The following is a 24,670-nucleotide window of genomic DNA, read 5'->3' as shown; positions in this document are numbered from 1 at the left end:
TTATCTAACCGTCGTTAAGACTAATTGGCAGGGATCATTCACCGCTGCACCAATTTAATGCCGCACTGCCTTGGGCAAGGTGCCTCAAAAAATGCCTTACCAGAATGGTTGACTGGTATAACCAATTTTTGGCAGTATGGCAACAAGCGGCGCTGATCCACACCTCGAATCAGCATCGCGGTTTTCTCCATCGCCTGGCGCACCGGGCACAAGGGGGCTGGTTTGGACCCCTTTGCCTTTGTTTCGCGCATACCGCCCGCTCCCTTTCCGGTCATTTGCCGGGCAGCGAGCCGGGCTTTTCTTCGTCTGGCTGGCATGAGAAGCCAGGGATCCGCCCCCTGCGGATTCTCGCGGTGGCAGCAAAACCTTACAACAATAAGCGGGACCGGCACCGGTACAAGCAGCCCGAGCAGCCGGCCTCAAATGGCAAACCCGAAATCTGGAAGCATCCACAATGACACGCCCTCTGATCCTGCATCCCGACCGTCTGTTTCCGGCCGACAAAGTGAGCCGGGACATCGCCCGCAATCTTTACGAGAGCGTCAAAGATCTGCCGATCATCAGCCCGCACGGTCACACCGACCCATCCTGGTTTGCCGACAACCAGCCTTTCGGCAACCCCGCCAACCTGCTGATTCGCCCGGATCACTATGTCTTCCGTATGCTCTACTCCCAGGGCATTGCGCTGGAGCGCCTGGGCATTCGCACCAAGGACGGCACTCCGGTTGAGCAGGACCCGCGCAAGATCTGGCAACTGCTTGCGGATAATTACCACCTGTTCCGCGGCACCCCGTCACGCACCTGGCTGGACACGGTGTTCCACGATGTATTCGGCCTCGACGTGCAATTGAGCACGGAAACCGCTGAGCTTTATTACGATCGCATCGACAGCTACCTGCAGACTCCGGAGTTCCTGCCGCGCGCGCTGTTCGAGCGTTTCAACATTGAAGTGCTGGCCACCACCGAGTCCCCGCTGGACGACTTGCGTCATCACCAGAAGATCCTGGACAGCGGCTGGAAAGGCCGTGTGATCACCGCGTTCCGCCCGGACCCGGTGCTGGATCCGGACTTCGAGGGCTTTGTGGATAACCTGGCGCAGCTGGCGGAAATCACCGGTGAAGACACTTCCACCTGGTCCGGCTACCTGGCGGCGCTGCGCAACCGTCGCGAGTTCTTCAAGAAGATGGGCGCGACCTCTACCGACCACGGTCACCCCACCGCCACCACCGCGAACCTGTCTGCGGCGGAAGCCGAGGCGCTGTTCCTGAAGGTCAGCCGCGGCAATTGCAGTGCGGCGGATGCGGAGCTGTTCCGCGGTCAGATGCTGACCGAGATGGCGCGCATGAGCATCGAGGATGGCCTGGTCATGCAGATTCACCCGGGCTCCTTCCGCAACCACAACAAGGTGGTGTTCGAGCGTTTCGGCCGCGACAAGGGCTGTGATATTCCATCCCAGACCGATTACGTACACGCGCTGCAGCCGCTGCTGGAAGCGGTGGGCAACGAGCCGGACCTGAGCATTATTGTGTTCACCCTGGACGAGACCAGCTACAGCCGCGAGCTGGCACCATTGGCTGGTCACTACCCGGCGCTGAAGCTGGGTCCGTCCTGGTGGTTCCACGACAGCCCCGAGGGTATGCGCCGTTTCCGCGAGCAGGTGACCGAGACCGCAGGTTTCTATAACACCGTTGGCTTCAACGACGATACCCGTGCGTTCCTGTCCATCCCCGCCCGTCACGATGTGGCGCGCCGTATGGATTGTGTGTGGCTGGCGCAGCTGGTGAGCGACCACCGCCTACAGGAAGACGAGGCCTTCGAACTGGCCGCGGACCTCGCCTACAACCTGGCCAAGAAGGCGTACAAGCTATGAGTCAATCTATTGACCAACAAAGACTCAACAACAGCATTCTCGAAAACCTCCCCACCGAGGTGATCAAGCCGGCCTACGACCGCCGAGAGGTCACTACCGGCATCGTGCACCTGGGTATCGGTGCATTCCACCGCGCGCACCAGGCGTGGTACACCGAGAACCGCATCGCCGCTGGCGAAAAAAACTGGGGCATTGTGGGTGCGAGCTTGCGCTCACCCGGTGTGCGCGATCAGCTGGTACCGCAGGACGGCCTCTATTCCGTGGTGGAAAAATCCAACGCGGGCACCAAGGTGCAGATCGTCGGCGCAGTGAGTGATGTGCTTGTGGGCCCGGAAAGCCCACAGCAATTGCTGGAGTTGCTGGCCCAGGAAAGTGTGCGCATTGTTTCCCTGACCATTACCGAGAAGGGTTACTGCCACGACCCGGCGAGCGGCAACCTGAACCCGCAGCATCCGGATGTGGTGCACGACCTGGCGAACCCGCAAGCGCCGAAGTCTGCGCTGGGTTATATCGTCGGTGCACTGGCGCTGCGCAAGGAGCGTGGCCTGCCGGGCTTTACCGTGCTGTCCTGCGACAACCTGCCTTCCAACGGCAAGCTGCTGGGCAAGGTGCTGGTGCAGTACGCGGAAAAAGTAGATTCCGAACTGGCGGCGTGGATTGCACAGAACACCACGACTCCGGCCACCATGGTGGACCGCATTGTGCCGGCGACCACCGACAGCGACCGCGCGGAGCTGGAAGCGATTCTCGGCTGTCGCGATGAGGCGGCGGTGATGGCGGAGCCCTTCTCCCAGTGGGTGGTGGAAGACAATTTCCTGCGCGGCCGCCCGGAGTGGGACAAGGCCGGCGCGACCTTCGTGGAAGAGGTGGAAGTCTACGAGCTGATCAAGCTGCGCCTGCTGAACGGCAGCCACTCCATGCTGGCCTACAGCGGCTACCTGTCCGGTTTTGAAACCGTGGCGGATGTGATGGCAGAGCCCGCGTTCAACAAGCTGGCGCTGCACTTCATGAGGTCCGAGGCCACCACCTCCATCGAGGTGCCGGCGGATTTCGATATCGCGGCCTATCAGGCGGAGTTGATCGAGCGCTTTGAAAACCGCGCACTGCGCCACCGCACCTGGCAGATCGCCATGGACGGTTCGCAGAAGATTCCGCAGCGCTGGCTGGGTACCCTGCGTCACCAGCTTACCAACGAAGGTCCCATCGAGGTGCTGAGTTTCGCGCTGGCGAACTGGATTCGCTACGTGTCTGCGGTGGACGAGAAAGGCAATGCCATCGAGGTCTCCGACCCGCTGGCAGCGGATCTGAAGTCACTGTGCGATGTGTACAAGCCCCAGGGTAACGCAGCGCTGGCAGCGGCCTTCCTGGCGTTTACCCCGGTTTTCGGTGACGACCTACGCAACAGTGAGCGCCTGCACAATGCAGTTACTGGCTGGCTGGAAAAGCTGGATGCCAAAGGCACGCTGGCCTGCGTACAGGAGAGTTTTGCCGATATCGGCTGATTGCAGTGGTTTGATTGCCCCACGTTTTGTATACCGGGGCACAGTTTGTATTTGTCAGTTTTTCGTTTTTATTTTTGTTTCTCGCTTAGTTTCCAGCCCCTCGCTTTGAGGACTTCACTGGAAACCATTTCCCTTCTATCCCGCGGCTAACACCGCGGGATTTTTTATGCGCGTCCGGAAATTTCCGTCACTCACTCTCCGGCTTTTTTTCACCTTCTTCTTTGTTCAATGGATTGCCTTCACCAAAGCGGCTGGCATCGTCCGCGGGGTTATCCGGGCCCCAGGCATCTTCGCCGGCCATGTTGGGCAGGTGGTGGGCGATGCCGCGGTGGCAATCGATACAAGTGGCATTTCCGGAGGCGAGCTGGGTGGAGTGCAGCTTGCGCGCGCGCGGACTCTGCACACTGAAATCCATGAATTCAAAGTCGTGGCAATTGCGGCACTCCAGGGAATCGTTGGCTTTCAGCCGCGCCCACTCGTGACGCGCCAGTTCCAGGCGCTTGTCGAGGAATTTGTCGCGGGTGCTAATGGTGCCGAAAATCTTGCCCCACACCTCTTTTGAGGCCTGCATCTTGCGCGCAATCTTGTGGGTCCACTCGTGGGGCACGTGACAGTCCGGGCAGGTGGCGCGCACCCCGGAGCGATTGGTCCAGTGGATGGTGCCCTTTAATTCCTGATACACGTTGTCGCGCATCTCGTGACAGCTGATGCAGAATTTTTCCGTATTGGTGGCTTCCAGCGCGGTGTTGAAACCACCCCAGAAAATGATCCCGGCCACAAACCCACTCAGCAACAGGAATCCGAGACTGAACGCCGTGGCCGGGCGGCTCAGTGTTTGCCAGTAACCTTTAATCCAGTCGATCATCGCTTAATTCCCGGATCGCGTTTATTGGGCCGGCTGCTGTTGCTGGTTGCGCAGCAAAATATCCACATCCTTGAAGGTATTGCCCACCGAAGATTTCGCCGAGGTCTGCGGCACATGGCACTGCAGGCAGAAGTAGCGCCGCGGCGCCACATCGGCCAATGCCTGGAAATCCCGGTCCATAAAGTGGGTGATACTGATCATCGGCGCGCCACTCACTGCGGTCTGGATGCGGTTGTGGCATTCCAGGCAGCGATTGTTGTTTTTGGTGATTTGATAGTCGCGGATGGTGTGGGGAATGGTGGGTGGCTGCTCAGGATAGGCGCGCACACGCCGACCCTGGGCATTCACCGGGTCTGCCAGCTGCGGTGCCGGCAGCTCCTCGAACAGGGTGCCGCCCTTGCGGATACCATCTGGCCCGGGAGTGTTCGGAAACTGTTCCGCCACTGTGGCCAGCCCGCACACCAATACAATCAGCGCGCCAGCGAGTGAAAAAACCTGCTTGCTGTTCATCATCGCCTCCCGTCAGGCCAGGGAAACCAGTTCCAGCTTGACCGCGCACTTCTTGAAATCGGTCTGCTTGGAAATGGGATCGGTCGCATCCAGTGTGACCTTGTTGATCAGCCGCTGGGCATCGAAGAATGGTACGTACACCAGCCCCTGGGGCGGTCGCGCGCGCCCGCGGGTTTCCACCCGCCCGATCATTTCACCGCGACGGCTGATCACCTTGATTTCACTACCGCGGCGGAAGCCCTGGGCCTGGGCATCATCCGGATGCATGTATACGAGCCCATAGGGGACCGCGCTGAACAACTCCGGCACCCGTTGGGTCATGGACCCGGTATGCCAGTGTTCCAGCACCCGTCCGGTACACAACCAGAAGGGATATTCCTTATCCGGCGATTCCGCCGGCGGTTCATAGGGAAGAGCAAAAATACGCGCGCGCCCATCCTCGTATCCGTAGAACTGCACTTCCGCGCCTTTCTTGACGTAAGGGTCATAGCCCTCACGGAAGCGCCAGCGGGTCTCCTCACCATTCACCACCGGCCAGCGCAACCCGCGCTCCTCGTGGTAGCGGTCGAACGGCGCGAGATCGTGGCCGTGACCGCGACCGAATTCCGCATACTCCTCGAACAGGCCTTTCTGGATATAGAAGCCGAAGGCATCCGCCTCGTCGTTGCCATAAGCCCCGTCGCGCTCCGAATTCCGGAAGCGATTGACCTTGCCGTTGGCGTACAGCACGTCGTACAGGGTTTTGCCCCGGTATTCCGGTGCCTTGTTCAGCAATGCTTCCGGCCAGACTTCATCGGTTTTGAAACGCTTGGAAAACTCCACCAGCTGCCAGAGGTCCGAGCGGTTTTCGCCGGGTGACTTCACCAGCTGATGCCAGAACTGGGTGCGGCGCTCGGCATTACCGTAAGCCCCCTCTTTTTCCACCCACATGGCGGAAGGCAGGATCAGGTCAGCAGCCTGCGCGGATGTGGTGGGGTAGACATCGGAGACGATGATAAAAGAATCCGGGTTGCGCCACCCCGGCAGCAGTTCCTGCATCAGATTCGGGCCGGCCTGGGCATTGTTGGTGACCTGGGTCCAGTACACCTTGAGCTTGCCGTCCTTGAGTGCGCGGCTCTGTTCGACGGCGTGGAAGCCGGGTTTTTCTGGAATGGTGCCCGCGGGCAGTTGCCAGATTTTTTCCGCGGTGGCGCGGTGCTTGGGATTGGTCACCAACAGATCGGCCGGCAGGCGATGGGAAAAGGTGCCCACTTCCCGCGCGGTGCCACAGGCGGAGGGTTGGCCGGTGAGCGAGAACGGGCTGTTGCCGGGGCTGGAAATTTTTCCGGTCAGAAGGTGAATGTTGTAGGCCATATTGTTGGCCCACACACCGCGCGTATGCTGGTTAAATCCCATAGTCCAGAAGGACATGACCTTGATTTTGGGATCGGCGTAGAGTTCTGCCAGCGCCGTCAACCGGTCTTTGGATACCCCGGTTTCCTTGGATACGCGGTCCAGCGAGTAGGGTTTGAGGAAGTCCGCATACTCCTCAAAGCTCATGTCGGTCCAGGTATTCGCCTTGTTGCGTCCGCTGGCTTGCTGTTCCCGCGGATCTTCATCGCGCAGGCCGTAGCCGATATTGGTTTCGCCGCGCACGAAGCGCGTGTGTTTTTTTACAAAATCGGTATTTACCTTGTTGTTCTGAATGATGTAGTTGGCGATGAAATTCAGGATCAGCAGATCACTGTGGGGATTGAAAATAATCGGGATGTCCGCCAGCTCGAAACTGCGGTGTTCATAGGTGGAGAGCACCGCTACCTTGCAGCCGGGGTGGGAGAGACGGCGGTCGGTCACCCGCGTCCACAGGATCGGGTGCATTTCCGCCATGTTGGAGCCCCACAGCACAAACGCATCGGCAGACTCGATATCGTCGTAGCAGCCCATGGGCTCGTCGATACCAAAGCTGCGCATAAACCCCATCACCGCGGATGCCATGCAGTGGCGGGCATTGGGGTCGATATTGTTGGTGCGGAAGCCCGCTTTCATCAATTTACTGGCGGCATAGCCTTCCCACACCGTCCACTGACCGGAACCGAACATGCCAATCGAATCCGGCCCATGGTTGTTGATGGCCTGCTTGAATTTCTGCTCCATGATGTCGAATGCCTGGTCCCAGGTCACTTCGGCAAAGTCACCATTCTTGTCGTACTTGCCGTCCTTCATGCGCAACAACGGCTTCATCAGCCGATCGCTGCCATACATGATTTTCGACAGGAAATAGCCCTTTACACAGTTGAGACCGCGGTTCACTTCCGCCTTGATATCGCCGTGGGTGGCAACCACGCGATTGTCCTTGGTGGCCACCATCACACTGCAGCCAGTGCCACAGAAGCGGCAGGCGGCCTTGCTCCACTGCAGTTCGTTGGCGGCCCCCTGGCTTACCAGGTTCTGGGTCCTGGCGGGAACAGCCAATCCTGCAGCCGCCGCAGCAGCCACCACTGCACTCGCCTTGGAAAATTCTCTGCGCGTGATCGCCATGTCACCCTTCTCCCACAATCTTCACCGGTTGCTCAACGGTCGCTGCGGCCGCCGCTTCCACCAGCACATCGTCCGCATCCGCAAGCGTCAGCTCTTCGTGATAAACCATCGCCACGTTCAGCACACCGGCACGGTCCTTGATGGCTTCAATAATTTCATTAATCTGAAATTGGTCTGGTGTCTCCACCACCACCACCAGCTTGCCCTCTTCGTTGCCGAGATGAATTTCGAGGTCCGGGCGCTCGTGCATCCAGTGGCTGACGGAAGCAAGCTGCTGTGGTCGCACATGTACGATCAGGCTGACGATATGCAGGGATGGGTTGTCGGTGACCTGGCCGCTCTGTGCGCACTGCTCTGGCATAGTCCGTTTACTCGCTCGCTCCGGCGAGGCGCCGGAAGTTTGCAATCCAATAAATGCTGACCACTTTTTTGAGCCGTTTACGGGGAGACTCAGACCGGCGGCCCCGGGGGACCAAAGATCATCTGTAAGATCCACACCAGGAATCCGTAGCCACCGACAATGGCGATGGCAAGAATCGGGAACAGAAATATCAGGATGAACAGCACCAGGCGTCTTTCGCGGCGGCGCTGTTCCGAGGTGGCCATGGGGTTCTGTTGTGCCAAGGAATTCTCCCTGTTCATTACCAAATGAAATCAGTGGCGCTTTGGATATGACAATTGCTCTCGGCAGCGACATCCAAGGGAAAAACAGCCTTTACGCCCCGGGCATATGCAAACAGGTAAAGTCCGGCGCCATTGCCGGCCATATATCTAGAGTGTAGAAAGCACTGGGCATCTAGCGGCAATATTTTCGCCTTAGATATGCTATTTCCCCTGACGCCGCCGCGAGCCCGACAAACAGGGAAAACCAGCTGTAGTGGAAAATGGCAGCGTAAGCGTATTGAGATCGGGAGAAGGATGAAAAGGACGGGGGAGTAAATTCCCCCGAAAAAATGCCGGACCAGGGTCCGGCAAAAAATAAGCGGAAACGAGAATACAACCAACTGCGTTCGGTGCCGCCAGAATCTCGGATAGCGTCACCTAACCATCCGTTCCGCGACCGGAAACCACACCGGGCGCGGAACGCGATGTGCGTTGCGGCGGGTTAGAAATTCACCCGCAGGCCAAGCAGTACTTCACGACCGGTGCTGTTGTATTCACGCACCAGATCCTGATCACCCATAGGGCCAGTGGTGTACAGGCGCTCGGTTTCGTTGGTCAGGTTGATCGCTTCCAGGCTGACCTTGATGTTGTCGGTTACATCGTAGAACGCCGACATATCCACACGGGTCGGGCCGGTGGTGGCGAAGGACGCGTTGCCTTCGCCGCCGGTTCCGGAAGTCACGTAGTCGTCACGGTCATTGACCACCACGCGGGCACCGAAGCGATCTTCTTCGTAGTAAACACCGAAGTTGTAGCTGTTCTCCGACAAACCTTCCAGCGGACCGCGCACGCCATTGCCGTACTCGGCATTGGACTTCACGTGGGTGAAGTTGGCCAGCACACCGAAGTTGCTGCCCCAGCCGGGCAGGAAGCTCAGCGGCTGCTGGTAGGAAATTTCGTAACCATCCACCGTTGCCCCTTCACCGTTCACAGTGGTGGTAATGTCCCAGCCACTGCTGTAGGGGTTTTCCACGTTCGCGTCATACAGTGGGCTGGCAGGATCGTATTCCGGACGGGCGGCGACGATCGCAGCCAGTTCGGCCGGCAGTTCCTGGTCGTTCACGGTAACGCTGGTGAGGAAGCTGTCGATCTGCTTGTGGAATACGGTCAGCGCCAGCACGGACTCCGCGTCGAAGTACCACTCCAGGCTCACGTCCGCGGAGTCGGCGCGCATCGGCTCAACTTCGGGGTTGGCCGCACTCACGGTACCGCGCACCGGGGTCACGGTAGTCGCCGCCAGGCCGCCGAGACCCGGACGCGCGAAGTTACGCGCGAGGCCCACACGCAGCAGCAGGTCTTCCTGCAGCTCCAGCACCAGGTTGGTGGACGGCAGGATTTCGGTGTAGCTGTCTTCCGGCAGGTTGCCCACGTCGGTGGAGGTTTCCACGATCCGCAGACCACTGTTGACGGTCAGCGGCAGGCCCAGCAGCTGGGTTTCCACGGTTGCTTCGACATAGCCGCCGAGGGTTTCTTCCACCACGTTGTAGGTGCTGGAGTCGTTGTCGTTCAGCGTCCACTGACCGACGCCGTAGGCTTGCTTGGTCGCATTGAAGTCGTTCACCAGCCAGTTGGTGGGGAAGCCTGAAGGCGAATCGATGCCGCTGCCAAACCCGCTGATCTCGTTCGCCAACTGTGTGGTCAGCGCGGCGGTCAGCGTGGGGCTGCTGAGCGTGCCTCTGGTCGGATCCCAACGCTCGGAATCCACTTCCCGGCTGTTCCAGATCAGACCGGTTTTCAGCACGGAGCTGTCACCATTGAAGGTCAGGTCGGCACGGACGGTGTCATTGGTGCGCTCGACCACGTCGCGGCGCAGGGTCGGGCCGGAGAACACGTAATTGTCCGGATTCAGGATATCGAAGCCGTAGGACATTTCCGCGATATCGCCATCTTCCAGGAAGGAGTAGGAAAAGGTGGACGCGTCTCGGGCTTCGATGTTGAAGCGCAGCTGGTCTTCGGTATGTTTGGACACCGCATTGCCGTACATCACATCCAGCACCACGTTTTCGGTAAGATCGAACTTACCGGACAGTACCACCTGGGTGAAGTCGGTTTCGCTGAACTGGCCGCGACTCTCGGAGCGGGGCTTCACGCCTGCAAAGGTGCCGGCTACGATATTGCGACCGCTCTCATCCAGCGTCACTTCCAGCGGAGTGATTCCGTTGAAGCTGTTGCGGAACTGCGCGAAGTAGTTGTAAGAGGTTACGTCGGCTTTCAGGTTGGAGTTCAGTACATCCAGGCTGAATGCCATGGAATCGCTGGGACGGAACTGGAGAGAACCGGTCAGACCGAGACGCTCCTGCTCGCGGTTGAAGGAGTCCATACGCGGCAGACGCGGCGCCCACATGTAATCCAGTTTTTCATCCGCCTTGATGTCGTCATCCGGGTAGTTCGCCTGGGGGTTTGGCGTACCGTGGATGATCACGTCGGCATCGGTTCCCGCCCAGCTGCGGTTGCCGTTATCAAACGGGCTGGTCCAGCGCACGGTACCGAAACCTTCCTGACGCACGGAGCGCTCGGAGTAAGCCGCGCTCACCAGCACACCCAGTTTGTCATCCATAAAGGTATTACTGTAGAGGCCCACAAAACGCGGACTCTCTTTCTCGGCAAAACTGTCGACCATCATCTGGCCGCCGAAGGAAAAGTGCTGACCGGGGTTGTCAAACGGACGCGCGGTGGACAGCTCCACGGTCGAGGCCAGACCACCCTCTTCCACGGACGCGATCGGTGACTTGTGAATGGTGATGCGGTTGAACAGTTCAGACGCAAATATGTTGAAGTCGAAATCACGGCTGCGGTTTACACCGCCGGAGGTATCCAGGCCACCGGTACTGGCGGGCACTTCCATACCGTTCAAGGTGGTGCGGGAAAAGCCCGGGCCGAGACCGCGCACGGTGATGTTGCGGCCTTCGCCACCTTCACGGGTGATCGCCACCCCCGGAACCCGCTGCAGCGACTCTGCCAGGTTCAGGTCGGGCATCTTGCCGATATCTTCAGCGATGATGCTGTCGGTATTGTTGGCACTGGTACGCTTGGTATCCAGTGCCTGCTCCAGGGACTGGCGGAAGCCGGTAACCGCGACTTCTTCCAGGACCTGACCCTGCTGATCAGGTTGCTGGGTTACTTCCTCAGCCGCTTCCTGCGCAAACGCAGGGGTTGCCAGTGCCATGGCCAGAACAAGCGGTTTTATTTTGTAATTGCTCATTACTAACGCTCCATTACTCTCTCTTCGATTATTTTCGCCAGCTCAAGACGCCGTCTATGCGCTGGCTGCCAAGTTTTACTTCTTCAAACTTCAGATTGACCGCGTTCTCGATGACAAGGGGTGTAGCCACCTTCTCGACATGGATATCCCTGAACACTACATCTTTCAGCGGGGCGGCATCGGGCGCGTGTACCTCAAGGAAAGTACCCACTTCCTGCACCTGAATATTTTCAAACACGATGTCCTGATAGGTGGACGGGAAAAAGCCACCAAGTTCGCCGGGATAATTGAGCTGGAACCAGAACAGGCTGTCGAAGGACTCGACCGTGAGATTGCGCAGGCGCACATTTTCCACCAATCCACCGCGGTCCAGATTGGACTTGAAGCGAAATGCGGAAATGCCCTTGCGCAGGATATTGTCGGTAAAAAATACATCGCGAATACCACCGGACATTTCACTGCCCAGCGCGATGCCGTCTTCCCCGCCCATGTCGTTATTGCGCACCACTATGCGCTGGCTCGGCACACCGATATTGCGGCCGTCCAGATCGCGCCCGGATTTGACCACCACGGAGTCGTCGCCGGTGCGGAACCAGCTGTTTTCCACCAGCACATTACTGCTGGATTCGATGTCGATGCCGTCGTTATTGGGGAAGTGACTGTCCACACGAATGCCGCGCACCGTGGCGTGATCGGTATAGACAATGTGATTGACCCAGAACGGGGAGTTGAGCGCGGTAAAATCCTGCAGCAATACGCGCCTGGCATGGAAGAACTGAACCAGCGGCGGTCGCAGGAAAGTGCCCTCACCAAAAATGCGCTGCTCGACGGGGACGGAATCGGCCCCCATGCGCCGCAGACGCTGCATATCCGCATTCTGCTGTGGGTGCCAGCTCTTGAATCGGCTGTCCGCATTGCCGTCGATGATGCCGGTGCCGGTAATCGCGACATCCTCGACATGACTGGCATAGATCAGCGGAGAATAGGTGAAAAGCTCGGTACCCTCCCAGCGGCTTTTCACCACTGGCAGATAGTCTTCTGGATCTGCGGAAAAGCGCAGTACGGCACCTTCCCGCAGATGTAACTCAATACGGCTCTGCAGAACCACGGGACCGTGACTGACCCACTCACCGGGTGGGATAACGACACGGCCTCCACCGGCGCTGACCGCTGCATCAATCGCCGCAATAATCGCCGGGCGCACATCATTGGCATCCGCAGCAAAATCAGTGACGGAAAATTCGCGCGCGGGAATAACCGGTGCCTGAATACCGGCAACAATTTTCTCTGCCAGTTTCCAGTCATTGTCAACGGCATTGGAGCTTTTTGCACAAACCGCAGTGGAGACGCCGGCAAATAAGGCGCACAGGACTATGCCCCGCAGACCGCGGGGTAGGGATATCATCGCATTCATCGTTGCTCCCGAAGGATTTTTTAAATTTATTCTGGGCAGGCAGGCGCCCACCCGCCCTCTCACTCAACAACTTGAGAGGGAAGCAACTAGACAATCAGCAATCGAAAATCGAAATTTCAGCGGAACCAGGCATACCGGCGCAGGAGGCGCCGATATGCCTTGCGGTAACAGGGTTTACCGCCGCCGGCAGGACACCGGCAAATATTGCATTACGCGTTATTCATTACTGGGTTTGCCGATGGTGGCGAGAATACCGCCATCCACATACACGATCTGGCCGTTGACGAAATTGCTCGCGTCACTGGACAGGAATACTGCGGTTCCCTGCAGGTCTTCCGGGTTACCCCAGCGTCCCGCCGGCGTGCGGCCAATAATGAAATCGTTGAACGGATGGCCATCCACCCGAATCGGGGCGGTCTGGCTGGTGGCGAAGTAGCCGGGGCCAATACCGTTCACCTGAATATTGTGGCGCGCCCACTCGGTGGCCATATTGCGGGTCAACATTTTCAGACCGCCCTTGGCTGCGGCGTAGGCGGAAACACTGTCGCGTCCCAGCTCGCTCATCATGGAACAGATATTGATGATCTTGCCGGCACCGCGCTCGATCATGCGCTTCACCACCGGGCGGGTCATGACCATCACCCCGGTGAGGTTGGTCTGCAATACCAGGTTCCATTCCGCCAGGTCCATTTCCAGCAGTGGTACGCGGCGGATGATACCGGCATTGTTCACCAGCACATCGATGGGGCCCTGCTCCTGCTCGATCACCGCCACCATTTCATTCACCACTGCTTCGTCGGTGACGTTGAACAGGTAACCGTGGGCATCCAGGCCTTTCTCGCGCAGCTCGGCAACCGCGTTATCCAGTTTTTCCTGGGAGGAGTGGCCGGTGATCACCAGCTTGGCGCCCGCGTTGCCGAGGCCTTCCGCCATCGCCATGCCGAGGCCGTGCGTGGCACCGGTCACCAGTGCCAGTTTTCCGGTGAGATCAAATAGGGATTTGGACATAAATCTACTCCAATCTTTTCGCAGGAGCCCACACGCGGGGTCCTGCAAAAATTTCAATCATTTCGATGGATCAACGCAGTTCGTTGGGCTGCACTTTGTCCATATCGTCGTAATCGTGGTTTTCACCAGCCATACCCCAGATAAAGGTGTAATTGCTGGTGCCGACGCCGGAGTGCAGTGACCAGGTGGGAGAGATCACCGCCTGCTCGTTGGCCATCCAGATGGTGCGGGTTTGCTGGGGCGGGCCCATGAAGTGGCATACCGCCTGCCCTTCCGGCACATTGAAGTACATGTACACTTCCATGCGGCGGCTGTGGGTGTGGCACGGCATGGTGTTCCAGCAGCTGCCTTCGGCCAGTTCGGTCATACCCATCTGCAGCTGGCAGGTTTCCAGCACGTCCTTCACCAGCAGCTTGCGCAGGGTGCGCTTGTTGCAGGTTTCCGCCGCACCCAGTTCGATGACCTGGGCATCGCCCTGGCCAACCTTGCGGGTGGGGAATTCGCGGTGTGCGGGAGTGGACAGGATGTAGAACTTCGCCGGCGAAGTTTTTACATTGCTGGTGAAGACCACTTCTTTGGAACCGCGGCTTACGTACAGCGCTTCCTTGGTGCCAATTTCATACAGGGTACCGTCGACTTCCACACAGCCGGGGGCACCGATGTTGATAATGCCCAGCTCGCGGCGTTCGAGAAAATAATCCGCCTTGAGCGCGTCCACGGTTTCCAGTTTTACCGCACCTTCCACCGGCATGACGCCGCCGACGATCACGCGATCCACATGGGTGTAGGTCAGGTTTACGGTGTCGGCGGTGAACAGGGTCGGCACCAGATATTCTTTTCTCAGGCGCTCGGTATCGTAGTTCACGTAGTCCGCCGGATGGCTGGAGTAACGCTCGTCAAAAACGGTGGTCATAATTTTTCCCGGTAACTCTTTGATAAATCCTGGGTGTATGAAATCCGGATAGATTTCAATGTTCTGTTCAGGACTTCGATTTCAGCAGTTTGTACATCTCGACGCCCGAGGTAATGAACGGTGCGGTACCCTTGGGGTCGTCGTCGTAAATCGGCTCGCTCATGTAGTACTTGTAGCTGCCGTCGCGACCAAAACCAAGACCGGCCACTTGGCACATGTCGGTAATGGTGATGCTGCCATCGGCATGCACCTGTACGAACTCATCCAGCAGACCTTGATAGGCCTTTTTCGCGGTTGCCAGGTACTTGCCCTCCGGCAGGTAACCCTGATTCAGGGCCTTGGCGAAGAAGTAGGTGTACATGGTGCTGGCGGAAGACTCGAGGTAATTACCGCGCTCGCCGGGCTTGTCCATGATTTGCCACCAGGTACCGGTCGCCGGGTCCTGGTATTTTTCGATCACCGGCGCAATCTCGGCGATCATGTCCAGCAGGTACTGGCGCTGTTCCGTGTTTTCCTTGGGGATGTAATCCAGCACGTCCACCAGCGCCATCGCCAGCCAGCCCATGCCGCGCCCCCAGTGGTAACCGGAGAGTCCGGTTTCCTTGTCGGCCCACACCTGCTCGCGCTTTTCATCCCAGGCGTGATAGTAGAGGCCGGTTTGCGGGTCACGCAGTTTGTCGCGCACCACTTTGAATTCCGCCAGCACTTCATCCACGTTGGGTTCTTCGTGCATCAACTGCTCGTACTGGGCGAGGAACGGAATACCCATGTAGACGCCGTCGAGCCACACCTGGTGCGGATAAATTTTCTTGTGCCAGAAGGCGCCCGCGGAGGTGCGCGGGTGGTGTTCCAGTTGCTCGAACAGGGTATCGACCGCTTTCTTGTAGCTCTCGTCGTGGTTGCGCTCGTACATACGCAGCAACATGGTGCCGGAGCGAATGCTGTCGATGTTGTATTTCGACTGTTCGTAACCGTTGATGCTGCCGTCTTCGTTGACGAAGGAACCCATCACCTTCTGCACTGCATCGGCATAGCGTGCTTCCGGCGCAACCTGGTTCAGTTCATCGTAGGCTTGCATCACCATGCCGGTGGTGTACTCGAAGTAGGATGGACGCTTGCGGATATGGTCGAAACCGCCGAAGGCGTAATCCAGGGTTTTGCGCTGCAGCTCGGAGTCCGCCAGGCGCTTGCTCCACGCCAGCGCCACGTCCGCGGTCAGCGGCTGCTGAGTTTCCGCCAGGCTCGCCGCGGTGGTCAGGCGCTGTCGCAGCGGCATGGTGAGCTTTTCCGCTTCCTGCTGGAGATAGGTTTCAAACTGCGCTTTGCTGGTGATCGGGCCGTGACGGCTCTCTACTTCGTTGGCCCAGGCGGCGACGAAGTAGTACTGAATTTCCTTGTCCGCCGGCTTCAGGATGGCAACTTGGTTGTGCTCGTCCCTGGTCACCTCGTCGATGGCTTTGCGCTTGGCCAGCACCGCCATGCCGAGGTTGGCACCGTCCAGGCTCTGTGCGCCGTAGGTGCCAATATAGGTATAGGCGTGACCGGTGATATCCATGTCACCGACAATCAGCTCGGTGCCCGGGTGATTGACGATACCGGCGATCATGTTATCCAGCTCTTCGCTGGTTTTCGCATTAACTTCAACCAGGCGGCTGCCCGCGTGCATCGAGAGCTGTGCACTCAGGTCGGTCTGCACACCTTCCACCGGTTTCCAGCCCAGGTAGTCGATTTTGAACGCAGAGTAGAGGTCGCCGTTCTCGGTGATCTCGGCGCGCCAGTCCTGCACGTCGCTCACGCGAATGACTTTTTCACCATCCCAGAATCCGTAGCCACCAACACCGACGGCGCTTCCGACCTTGAGGATGTCCATACCCCAATCAGACGGCTCGTGGTAGGAATCAAAGCCATCCTGGCCAACGTTCTGCAGTACCGGTGCCAGGGTGGATTTTCCGAAGATATCGAAACCGTTGCGCCAGTCGAGATATACCCGGTAGCCCACCAGATCGGATTCGATGCCCGGGCCCTCATAGCGGATATACCACGAGTGGTCGGTATGCTCCTTCGGCACCTCTAACGTGCTGACGTTTTCAAAGCTGCCGCCGAGGTATTCGCGCTCTTTCCACTCGCCGCCCACCTTGCGGGAAATCTCCGCCTGGGTGCGTTTGGCCGCGGCATCACCCGCCGCGTCGGCTTCGGCGATGCGCAGGGTTACGGTTTCATCGACCGCAACATCCACCGTGAACAGGATGCCGTCTTTCTCGCCATCGGCATCTTTGTCGATGGCCTGTACCGGAAGTTGTTGCGCCTGGTTCCACACCGCAATCGGCGATGCAAAACCCTGCTTGAGGCCGAGTTCGTAGAAGCTCAGGTAAACCGCTTCGTCCAGACGAGGAAAATCCGAGGGGTTGGAAAGCTCAAGGGTGGCAATGGCACCGGGCTTTTCAGCAACGGCCGCAGGGGCGTTGTCCGCAATGGATTCAGCAGATTTTTCGCCACAGGCGGTGAGGGTGGCAGCGGTAAGCGCAAATGCCAGGGCACTCAGGCTCGAGGTGCGAATGGACTTATCAAACAGTTTCACAGACGTCTCCACGAATTCGGGTTTTATTCTGTTTTATCGATGTTTAAATCGAAAAACGGCCGCGTGCGATTTCGAATCTTCCTTGTCCACGAGACGTGGCGGATTCCTGCACTCGGCCGTTTGGGTACAACTTGAAATTTTTCATCAGAAAGCCCGGCCAGCGATTGGCCGGGCTTCCCGATTAAGCAGACAGCTCGTTATCAGAACTTGTACTGCGCACCGACGTAGTACTGACGACCGGTAGTGTGGTCAACCACAATACGTCCGGCAGTATCGATCATCTGGCGGTTGGGCTCGTTGGTCAGGTTGATACCTTCGAGGCTCAGCTTCCAGTTGTCGTTCACGTTGTAGCTGGCAACGAAATCGATGTTGCCAGTACCTTCGGTGTACTCCTTGTCATTGCCGTTACGCACCGCAGCCGGAGACTGGGTCAGGTAATCGCTACGCTTGGCGTAGGACACACGCGCGGTGAAGTCCTCGTTTTCGTAGAACACGGTCGCGTTGTAGGTGTTCTTGGACATACCGGTGAGAACGTCATACATCGGCTCTTCTTCGGTGCCGTAGTTCATTCTTGAATCTACGTAGGTGTAGTTCAACAACAGGCCGTAGTTGTCGAAGAACATCTGCTGGTATTGCATTTCGACACCGGACAGCTTGCCGCCTTCACCATTCACGTTGCGGGTCACATCCCACGGATCATTCACACCGAAATAGCCTTCACCAGTGAGCAGCGAGGCGTCGAGGCCGGTTTCTGCCCAGCTCACGCCGGAGTCAGTCTGGCGGGTGATGAAAGAATCGATGTCTTTGTAGAAGTAGGCCGCCGCGAATACCGCGTCGTCATTGAAGTACCACTCGTAGGATACGTCGTAGGCACGCGCGCGGAACGGATCCAGGTTCGGGTTGCCGTAGCTGACAGCGCCGTTGAACGGATCGATGCGGCCGCCGGGGGTCAGGGTACCCAAGCCAGGACGCGCCATTACGTCAGAGGCAGAGAAGCGCACTACCATGTCTTCATGCACATCCAGCGCCAGGTTCAGGGACGGCAGGGTATCGTCGTACTCGTTGTTAACGGTAACAGCGATAAGGTCGTCACCGAGCTCGGTCAGGCCGTTGGATTCGACTTCGGTGGTAACCTGACGCACGCCGACGTTACCGCGCAGTGGCATGCCCCAAACTTCAGAGCTCCAATCCAATTGCACGTAATAACCGGTGCTGTCTTCCTTAACGTTGCGAATGTCCTGAGCGCGGGGCGACAGGTCGCCAGCTACTACGTCGGCGTAGGTCGCCAGAGTGGAGTCCACATCCGGAGAGAACCAGGTGATGCCACTGCTGCTGGTCAGGCTGCCCTGCAGATCGGCGCCGGTAATGCCCTGGCCGCCGAACCTGGAAGTTGCACGCTCTTCGTATACGTCGAACTCGAAGCTCTTCTGGGACACACCACCCTTCAGGGTCATGCTGTCGTTGAGGTCGAATTCCAGGTTGAATGCCGCGGTGTCGAACGTATTGTCGACGGTATTCGGGCGGTGACGCAGCTCAACAAAATCGAAATTTGCCGGATTTCTGGTATCAAAATCGGCAAAATCGATAGAGCCGCCGGAAGTGGTGGCGTTGTAGGTGAAACTGTTCTGCACGTTGAGCGCGTCAACGATGGCAGTGGTCTGCATCGGGTTGCTGAAATTGGACTCGGAAGCTCCCCAGAGCATGTTGCCGCGCAGGCGATCGGTGAAATCGTGAGAAGCGCGGATGGAGAACTGGTCAAATTTGGTCTCCAGCACATCAAAGCGGTTCTCAACACGCAGGTCGTAGTTATCGACCGTCATTGAGGTAACGGTGCCATTACCGTCAATGGTGTAGTCGGTTACATCGAACTCTCGGTAGTTACCGCTGTTCGCCATGTTTACGGAAACAAACTCTTCCTGGCGGGTCGCATCGAAATTGGAGGTCAGGTAGTCGACCAGGATTTCGGTGCGATCGGTCGGGCGGAATTGCAGGGTACCGGTAAAGCCCTGACGCTCCTGCTCGTGGGTGAACTTGCCGTAGCGCGGAATACGCGGACGGAAACCTTCGTTCAGAGTGGCCAGTTCGGCGTCATCCGCACAGGCGGAACAGTTTACGATTTGCTCACTGCCGCTCCAGCGCACAGTGGAGAAACCCTCTTCCAGAATGTTGCGATCGGAGTAGGAGTAGGAAGCCATCCAGCCGAAAGTTTCGGCTTCGTTCTTGCCACCGACCAGGAAGGAGGTGCGCGGGTTCGCTTCTTCAGACTGGCTGTTGTAGCCGTACTGCATGTTCGCCGCGAAGGTGAAATCGTCAGCCATGTCCAGCGGGCGACCGGTACCCAGGTCAACAGTCGCACCCAGCGAACCTTCGTCCAGCTCGGACGCTGTGGTTTTGTGTACGGTCAGGTTGGAGAACAGTTCGGAAGCGAAGGTATTGAAGTCGAAAGAACGATCGCGGTTGGCACCACCGGAAGAGTCTGCACCACCAGTGGTGGAGATGGCTTCCATTCCATTGATGCGCACGCGGGTGAACTGTGCACCCAGACCGCGTACGGAAATATTACGGCCTTCACCAGCGTCGCGGGTAATGGCTACACCGGGGATACGCTGCAGGGATTCGGCCAGGTTGAGGTCGGGGAAGTCAGCAATGTCTTCCGCCAGAATTGTGTCTTTGCTGCCTACTGCGTCGCGCTTCTGGTTCAGCGCGTTCGTCAGGCTGTCACGGTAGCTACCGGTTACCGTGATCTCCTCCAGGCTGGCATCGCCGAGGGTGGAGGGGGTGGATTCTTGTGCAAAGGCCGGAACTGCAATCATGGCCATCGCAAGAGTGAGTGGTTTCAGCTCAAAAGTCTTCATGACTCTCATCTCCGCTTCGTCGTTATTTTGGTAAAACCTTTTTTGGTATTACCGCTTATTATCAATGCAGGCCGATATTCGCACATGGACTACCAACTATCAACTTTTGGCAGACCAATTAATCACCTAATTCTGCTTTATTTCTCGTCAATTCGAAGAATACAGCGCCAAAGACCCCAGAACCAGTGCGGTTTTCACCGCACTGGTTGTCTTCTGAAGATATTTGGAAAGCCTGTTGGGAGAGGGAGGCTCAGCCGGGCTTAAAGGCCTGACCATTGATGGTGACGTTGCTCACGGTCAGACCGGTCACCTCTTCGATCACACCAAGAGAGGCAGCCTGGTCAATACGGCTGTTGGAAATCTGCAGACCACGAATGGGGGCACGCTCGAAGCCCCGGATATGGAAGGCGCGATCGGCCTCCTCGCACACCAGGTTTTCCACCTGGATGTTATACACATTCGGGTCGAAGCTGCCCTTGTCACCCTCCTCGTAGAAGAAGTTGATCACGATGACGTCCTTTACCTGCCCAATGGTCACATTGCGCACATAGATATCGTGGATATCACCGCCGCGCATGGCATTGGTCTTGATGCGCAGGCCACGCTCCAGATGCGGACTGCTCATCACGCAGTCCTCCATGAAGACATTGCGCACACCACCGGAGATTTCACTGCCCAGCACCAGGCCGCCGTGACCGTCGCGCATCTGACAGTTCCGCACCACCACGTTTTCGGTAGGAATGTTCAGGCGGCGGCCATCCGCATTGCGCCCGGATTTGATCGCAATACAGTCGTCGCCATTGTCAAACAGGCACCCTTCGATCAGTACATTGCGACAGGACTCCGGGTCACAGCCGTCGGAGTTGGGGCCGTGACTGCGAGTGGTGACGTTGCGCACAGTGAGGCTTTCACACAGAACCGGGTGAATGACCCAGAACGGAGAGTTTTCCAGGGTGACCCCCTCGATAAGCACATTGTTGCACTCATAGAACTGCACCAGCGGCGGGCGCAGGAAGGAGTTCTCGGCATAGGCACGCTCGCCCACCGGCACACCGGCCTCCATTTCCTCCATCAGGCGATTGCGCGCGGCGAACTGGGTATCCCCTTCGTTGGAGCTGTTGTCGCACTTGGTGTTCTCGCCCTTCCACGGCCACCAGGTGTCGCAGTCGGCACCGCCGTCGATCAACCCCTTGCCGGTGAGCGCCACGTTCTCTGCCTGGTGGGCATAGATCAGCGGGGAGTAGCCCATCATTTCCATGCCTTCCCAGCGGGTTTTGACCGCCGGCAGGTAGCGTTCGGGCTCGGGGATAAAGTGAATCTCCGCACCCTCTTCCAGGTGCAGCTCGGTATTGGAAACCAGGTGGATGGGACCGGTGCGGTATTTACCTGCCGGCACCACAATGCGACCGCCACCGGCCTTGCGACAGGCTTCGATGGCAGCGGCGAAGTACTCGCTGGCATCTTCCCCCTCGCCGCGCGCGCCCAGCGCCTTGAGGCTGAAGTCACGGGCGGGAATAACCGGCAGCTTGATGGAGGACAGAATTTGCGGCACCTGCGCCCAGGGGCCATTGTACTGGGCCCGGGGCGGGCGACTCATGGCCAGCGCCTGCATGGGCAGACCGGAGACACCGGGCACCACCGCTGCCGCCATCATGGATTGCAGGAATACTCTCCGGTTGAGTCCAGTCATCATTACCTCCCGGGTTTATTGTTTTACTGGGCCTTTTAGTGGGCTTTGCCGCGGCGAGTTGCGGCACCAACAGCCCCATCATCCACCGGACTGCCCGCACATCTGGCAAGACCAGTACAAAATTTTCGCCAATACTGTCATACCAATTTTTGCAGGGCAACAACCGGGCGGGCGTTGGCAGCGGCTAACGGCCTTAAGAAGGGCGGGGATTTGCGGGCACAAAAAAGCCGGCGCAGAGGCCGGCTTTCGGGTTCGAGCGAACGAAAAACAGGATCAGGGCATTGCGAAACGCTGACGGGCGGCGCTCATTTCACGGCGCGCCTGCTCCAGCGCTTCCGCTTCGGTGGCATCCAGCAGCTGCTGCACCACGCGCTGCAAATGGTCGCGCATGGCATTGCGCGCGCCCTCAGGATCGCGCTTCTTGATGGCCTCGAGAATACGACGGTGCTCTTCAATCCGGGGCTTGGAGCCGACCTGACGCACCTTTTCCAGAATGCGTGCGGATACGGAAGAGTTGTTGCGCAGCTTCCACAGGTGATCACACACGGACACCACAGCATCGTTGTGAGTACAGCGGGCGATATGCAGGTGGAACTTTTCGTCTGCCACTTCGGCATTGGAGTCAGAGGCGTTTTCCTCGACCATCTCTTCCAGGATGCCTTCCAGCTCCTTGATTTCCGCATCGGACATTTCGCGGGCGGCGAGGCCAGCGGCCTCCCCTTCGAACATCATACGGGCCTGCAGGATCTCGAACGCACCGATATCGCTTTCACCCGCAGAGAAGGCGCTGGCTTCGGTATCGGTCACATAGACGCCAGAGCCGCCTTTCACTTCCACACAGCCGGCGAGTTCCAGGGCGATAATGGCTTCGCGCACGGTGGGACGACTGACTTCAAAGCGCTCCGCCAGCTTGCGCTCAGCGGGCAAACGGGTACCTGCCGGATAGTCACCGGCGGCGATGGCGGCGGCCAGTTTTTCGGCCACTTGTTGGTAAAGTCTGGCACCCTGCATCAGACCAATCTCCTGCGCTAATACTGCGTCTGTTCTTTTGTTTGTGTGCTTCTGACGATGGACGCACGCATGCCTAACCTGCGCCGCCACCCTCACACCCATCTTTAATGGTATCCGGGTGGCGCCTGCGGCAGAAACCTGCCTGACCCATCCGGAGTTTCCGCTTTGCTGACCGAATTTCGCGAACACGGTGCTTATATATAAGTAGCGGAACTATTTCGGCGCAGTTTAGCAGAAGGGGTTTAGCCACCACAACACGGCAATCTGGCTCACAGTCTTACCAAAAGCTACTATTCTCCAGATTGCGGCCTTACCAATATAGTGTTAGATTGCAACCAATCATAACGACAACTGACCGCCAGTCCGTTAGCGGAGTCAGGACAAGATGGATCTCATACATATACATTCAGACGATAACGTCGCCGTCAGCAAGGCCCCCCTGCCCGCCGGTACACTGGTGAACTGGGGCGGCAGCATGCTGCCCCTGCTCACGGATGTGCCTGCCATGCACAAGGTCTGTGTGCGCGCTATTGCCGCGGGTGAGGCGGTGATCAAGTACGGGCAGGTTATCGGTTTTGCGCGGGAGGATATTGCTCCCGGCACCCATGTGCACGAGTACAACATGGAGGCGGGCAACCACCAGGTTGCGCACGAGTTCTGTAAGGACTACGTACCCACAACTCTGGTACCGGAAAATGAGCGCGCGACCTTTATGGGTTACCGCCGCGCCAGTGGCAAGGCCGGCACCCGCAATTACCTCGCGGTTGTGTCCACCGTAAACTGTTCCGTTACCGTATCCCGCGCTATCGCGGCCCATTTCCGCGACACTGGCAAGTTGCGCGATTTCCCGAATATCGACGGCATTGTGGCTCTGGGCCACGACAGCGGCTGTGGCATGTCCACATCCGGCGAAGGTTACCAGACCTTGCTGCGCACCTTGCACGGCCACATTGTGCACCCGAACTTTGCCGGTGTTCTGCTGATCGGCCTCGGTTGCGAGGCGATGCAGATCACCAGCCTGATGCGCGAAACCGGCCTTCAGGAAGGCGACCACTTCCAGGTAATGACCATTCAGGGCCTGGGTGGCACACGCGCGGCCATCGAGGCGGGTATCGAGCGCCTGACCGCGATGCTGCCGGCCGCCAACGCCTGTGTACGCGAACCGATTCCCGCTTCCGAGCTGACCCTGGCAGTTCAGTGCGGCGGCAGTGACGCCTACTCCGGTATTACCGCGAATGCGGGCCTGGGTGCGGCGGCGGATATCCTGGTGCGCCAGGGCGGCACCGTTATTTATTCAGAAACCCCGGAAATCTACGGTGCGGAGCATCTGCTGACCCGCCGCGCGGTGAGTCCGGAAGTTGCACAGAAGCTGGTAGACCGCATCAAGTGGTGGGAGCACTACACCGAGATGAACGGTGTGGAGCTGAACAACAACCCGTCTCCGGGCAACAAGGCCGGCGGCCTGACCACCATCGCGGAGAAATCCCTGGGTGCGCAGGCGAAGGGCGGCACCACTGCGCTGCAGGATGTTTACCTGTACGCGGAGCAGGTGCGCAAGAAAGGCCTGGTATTTATGGACAGCCCTGGATTCGACCCGGTTTCCGTCACCGGCCAGGTGGCAAGCGGTGCGAACGTGGTGTGCTTCACTACTGGCCGCGGCTCTGCATTTGGTGGCAAGCCGGTACCGAGTATCAAGCTGGCGAGCAACTCGAATCTTTTCGAGCGTATGCGTGAAGATATGGATGTCGACTGCGGCGGCATCCTCGACAAGCGCTACAGCGTTGCCGAGTGCGGAGAGATGATTTTCCAGCACATTCTGGCGATTGCTTCCGGCGAGCAAAGTGCCAGTGAGAAACTCGATTACGGTGATAACGAGTTTTTGCCTTGGCATATTGGGGCTGTTGTCTAAGCTCGCTCTGTAATAAAAAAAACCGGCCTTTTGCCGGTTTTTTGTTTCTTTGGTATTGGTGGTTTGGAAGCTGGCGCGGTGGCGGCAATGCACCGGGGATTTGTTTTCAAAACCGCTGTGAATACATCCATGTACGCTGCGTCGGCGACGTCCCTGTCGCCGA

The 24,670-nt window shown here is 58.2% G+C and carries 17 protein-coding genes; 4 read left to right on the top strand and 13 right to left on the bottom strand.

What is annotated here, in order from left to right; all coding sequences use genetic code 11:
* Positions 1–104 precede the first annotated feature (104 nt).
* Genes VIL80_RS01790 through VIL80_RS01780 form a run of 3 tightly spaced genes read left to right on the top strand, consistent with a single transcriptional unit; the run spans position 105 to position 3,372 of the window.
* On the top strand, positions 105–458 hold the full coding sequence (locus VIL80_RS01790; protein ID WP_332034448.1) for a hypothetical protein: 354 nt from the start codon (positions 105–107) through the stop codon (positions 456–458).
* Complete coding sequence (gene uxaC, locus VIL80_RS01785; RefSeq protein ID WP_332034447.1) at positions 455–1,870, top strand: glucuronate isomerase; 1,416 nt, start codon at positions 455–457, stop codon at positions 1,868–1,870. Before VIL80_RS01790 ends, uxaC begins: the two co-directional genes overlap by 4 nt.
* Positions 1,867–3,372, top strand: a complete 1,506-nt coding sequence (locus VIL80_RS01780; RefSeq protein WP_332034446.1) for a mannitol dehydrogenase family protein — start codon at positions 1,867–1,869, stop codon at positions 3,370–3,372. Before uxaC ends, VIL80_RS01780 begins: the two co-directional genes overlap by 4 nt.
* 187 nt (positions 3,373–3,559) lie before the next feature.
* Here the strand turns inward: VIL80_RS01780 and VIL80_RS01775 are convergent, their stop codons facing one another.
* From VIL80_RS01775 to VIL80_RS01715, 13 genes are all read right to left on the bottom strand, one after another.
* Positions 3,560–4,237: a cytochrome c3 family protein gene (locus tag VIL80_RS01775; RefSeq protein ID WP_332034445.1), complete on the bottom strand. Its 678-nt coding sequence runs from the start codon at positions 4,235–4,237 to the stop codon at positions 3,560–3,562.
* A 21-nt stretch (positions 4,238–4,258) separates the two neighbouring features.
* Positions 4,259–4,747 (bottom strand): nitrate reductase cytochrome c-type subunit, encoded by a 489-nt coding sequence (locus VIL80_RS01770; RefSeq protein ID WP_349257174.1) that lies wholly within the window; start codon positions 4,745–4,747, stop codon positions 4,259–4,261.
* 12 nt (positions 4,748–4,759) lie between these two features.
* The gene (gene napA, locus VIL80_RS01765; protein WP_332034443.1) at positions 4,760–7,264 is read right to left on the bottom strand and encodes a nitrate reductase catalytic subunit NapA; all 2,505 of its coding nucleotides are present in this window, start codon (positions 7,262–7,264) and stop codon (positions 4,760–4,762) included.
* A gap of 1 nt (position 7,265) precedes the next feature.
* A complete protein-coding gene (locus tag VIL80_RS01760; protein ID WP_332034442.1) occupies positions 7,266–7,625 on the bottom strand; it encodes a chaperone NapD in 360 nt (119 codons plus the stop codon).
* 89 nt (positions 7,626–7,714) lie between these two features.
* Entirely contained in the window at positions 7,715–7,888 is a 174-nt protein-coding gene (locus tag VIL80_RS01755; protein WP_332034441.1) for a periplasmic nitrate reductase, NapE protein, read from the bottom strand.
* A 481-nt stretch (positions 7,889–8,369) separates the two neighbouring features.
* A complete protein-coding gene (locus tag VIL80_RS01750; protein WP_332034440.1) occupies positions 8,370–11,129 on the bottom strand; it encodes a TonB-dependent receptor in 2,760 nt (919 codons plus the stop codon).
* Positions 11,130–11,157: 28 nt separating this feature from the next.
* The gene (locus VIL80_RS01745; RefSeq protein WP_332034439.1) at positions 11,158–12,543 is read right to left on the bottom strand and encodes a glycoside hydrolase family 28 protein; all 1,386 of its coding nucleotides are present in this window, start codon (positions 12,541–12,543) and stop codon (positions 11,158–11,160) included.
* Positions 12,544–12,759: 216 nt separating this feature from the next.
* Positions 12,760–13,551: a gluconate 5-dehydrogenase gene (locus tag VIL80_RS01740; RefSeq protein ID WP_332034438.1), complete on the bottom strand. Its 792-nt coding sequence runs from the start codon at positions 13,549–13,551 to the stop codon at positions 12,760–12,762.
* Positions 13,552–13,621: 70 nt separating this feature from the next.
* Entirely contained in the window at positions 13,622–14,464 is an 843-nt protein-coding gene (gene kduI, locus VIL80_RS01735) for a 5-dehydro-4-deoxy-D-glucuronate isomerase (protein ID WP_318955503.1), read from the bottom strand.
* 67 nt (positions 14,465–14,531) lie between these two features.
* Positions 14,532–17,042 carry a DUF4861 family protein gene (locus tag VIL80_RS01730; protein ID WP_332034437.1) on the bottom strand — a complete coding sequence of 837 codons (2,511 nt, stop codon included), beginning with the start codon at positions 17,040–17,042 and terminating at the stop codon, positions 14,532–14,534.
* Positions 17,043–17,242: 200 nt separating this feature from the next.
* Entirely contained in the window at positions 17,243–19,897 is a 2,655-nt protein-coding gene (locus tag VIL80_RS01725) for a TonB-dependent receptor (RefSeq protein WP_332034436.1), read from the bottom strand.
* Positions 19,898–20,147: 250 nt separating this feature from the next.
* Positions 20,148–21,587, bottom strand: a complete 1,440-nt coding sequence (locus VIL80_RS01720; protein ID WP_332034435.1) for a glycoside hydrolase family 28 protein — start codon at positions 21,585–21,587, stop codon at positions 20,148–20,150.
* A gap of 273 nt (positions 21,588–21,860) precedes the next feature.
* Positions 21,861–22,598 (bottom strand): FadR/GntR family transcriptional regulator, encoded by a 738-nt coding sequence (locus VIL80_RS01715; protein ID WP_318955507.1) that lies wholly within the window; start codon positions 22,596–22,598, stop codon positions 21,861–21,863.
* Between the two features lie 385 nt (positions 22,599–22,983).
* Here VIL80_RS01715 and VIL80_RS01710 point away from each other — a divergent pair, with 385 nt between their 5' ends.
* On the top strand, positions 22,984–24,507 hold the full coding sequence (locus tag VIL80_RS01710; RefSeq protein ID WP_332034434.1) for a D-arabinonate dehydratase: 1,524 nt from the start codon (positions 22,984–22,986) through the stop codon (positions 24,505–24,507).
* Positions 24,508–24,670 lie beyond the last annotated feature (163 nt).

This window comes from Microbulbifer sp. (genome assembly GCF_036563125.1).
Classification (GTDB): Bacteria; Pseudomonadota; Gammaproteobacteria; order Pseudomonadales; family Cellvibrionaceae; genus Microbulbifer.
This window is presented reverse-complemented; position numbering and strand designations above follow the sequence as displayed.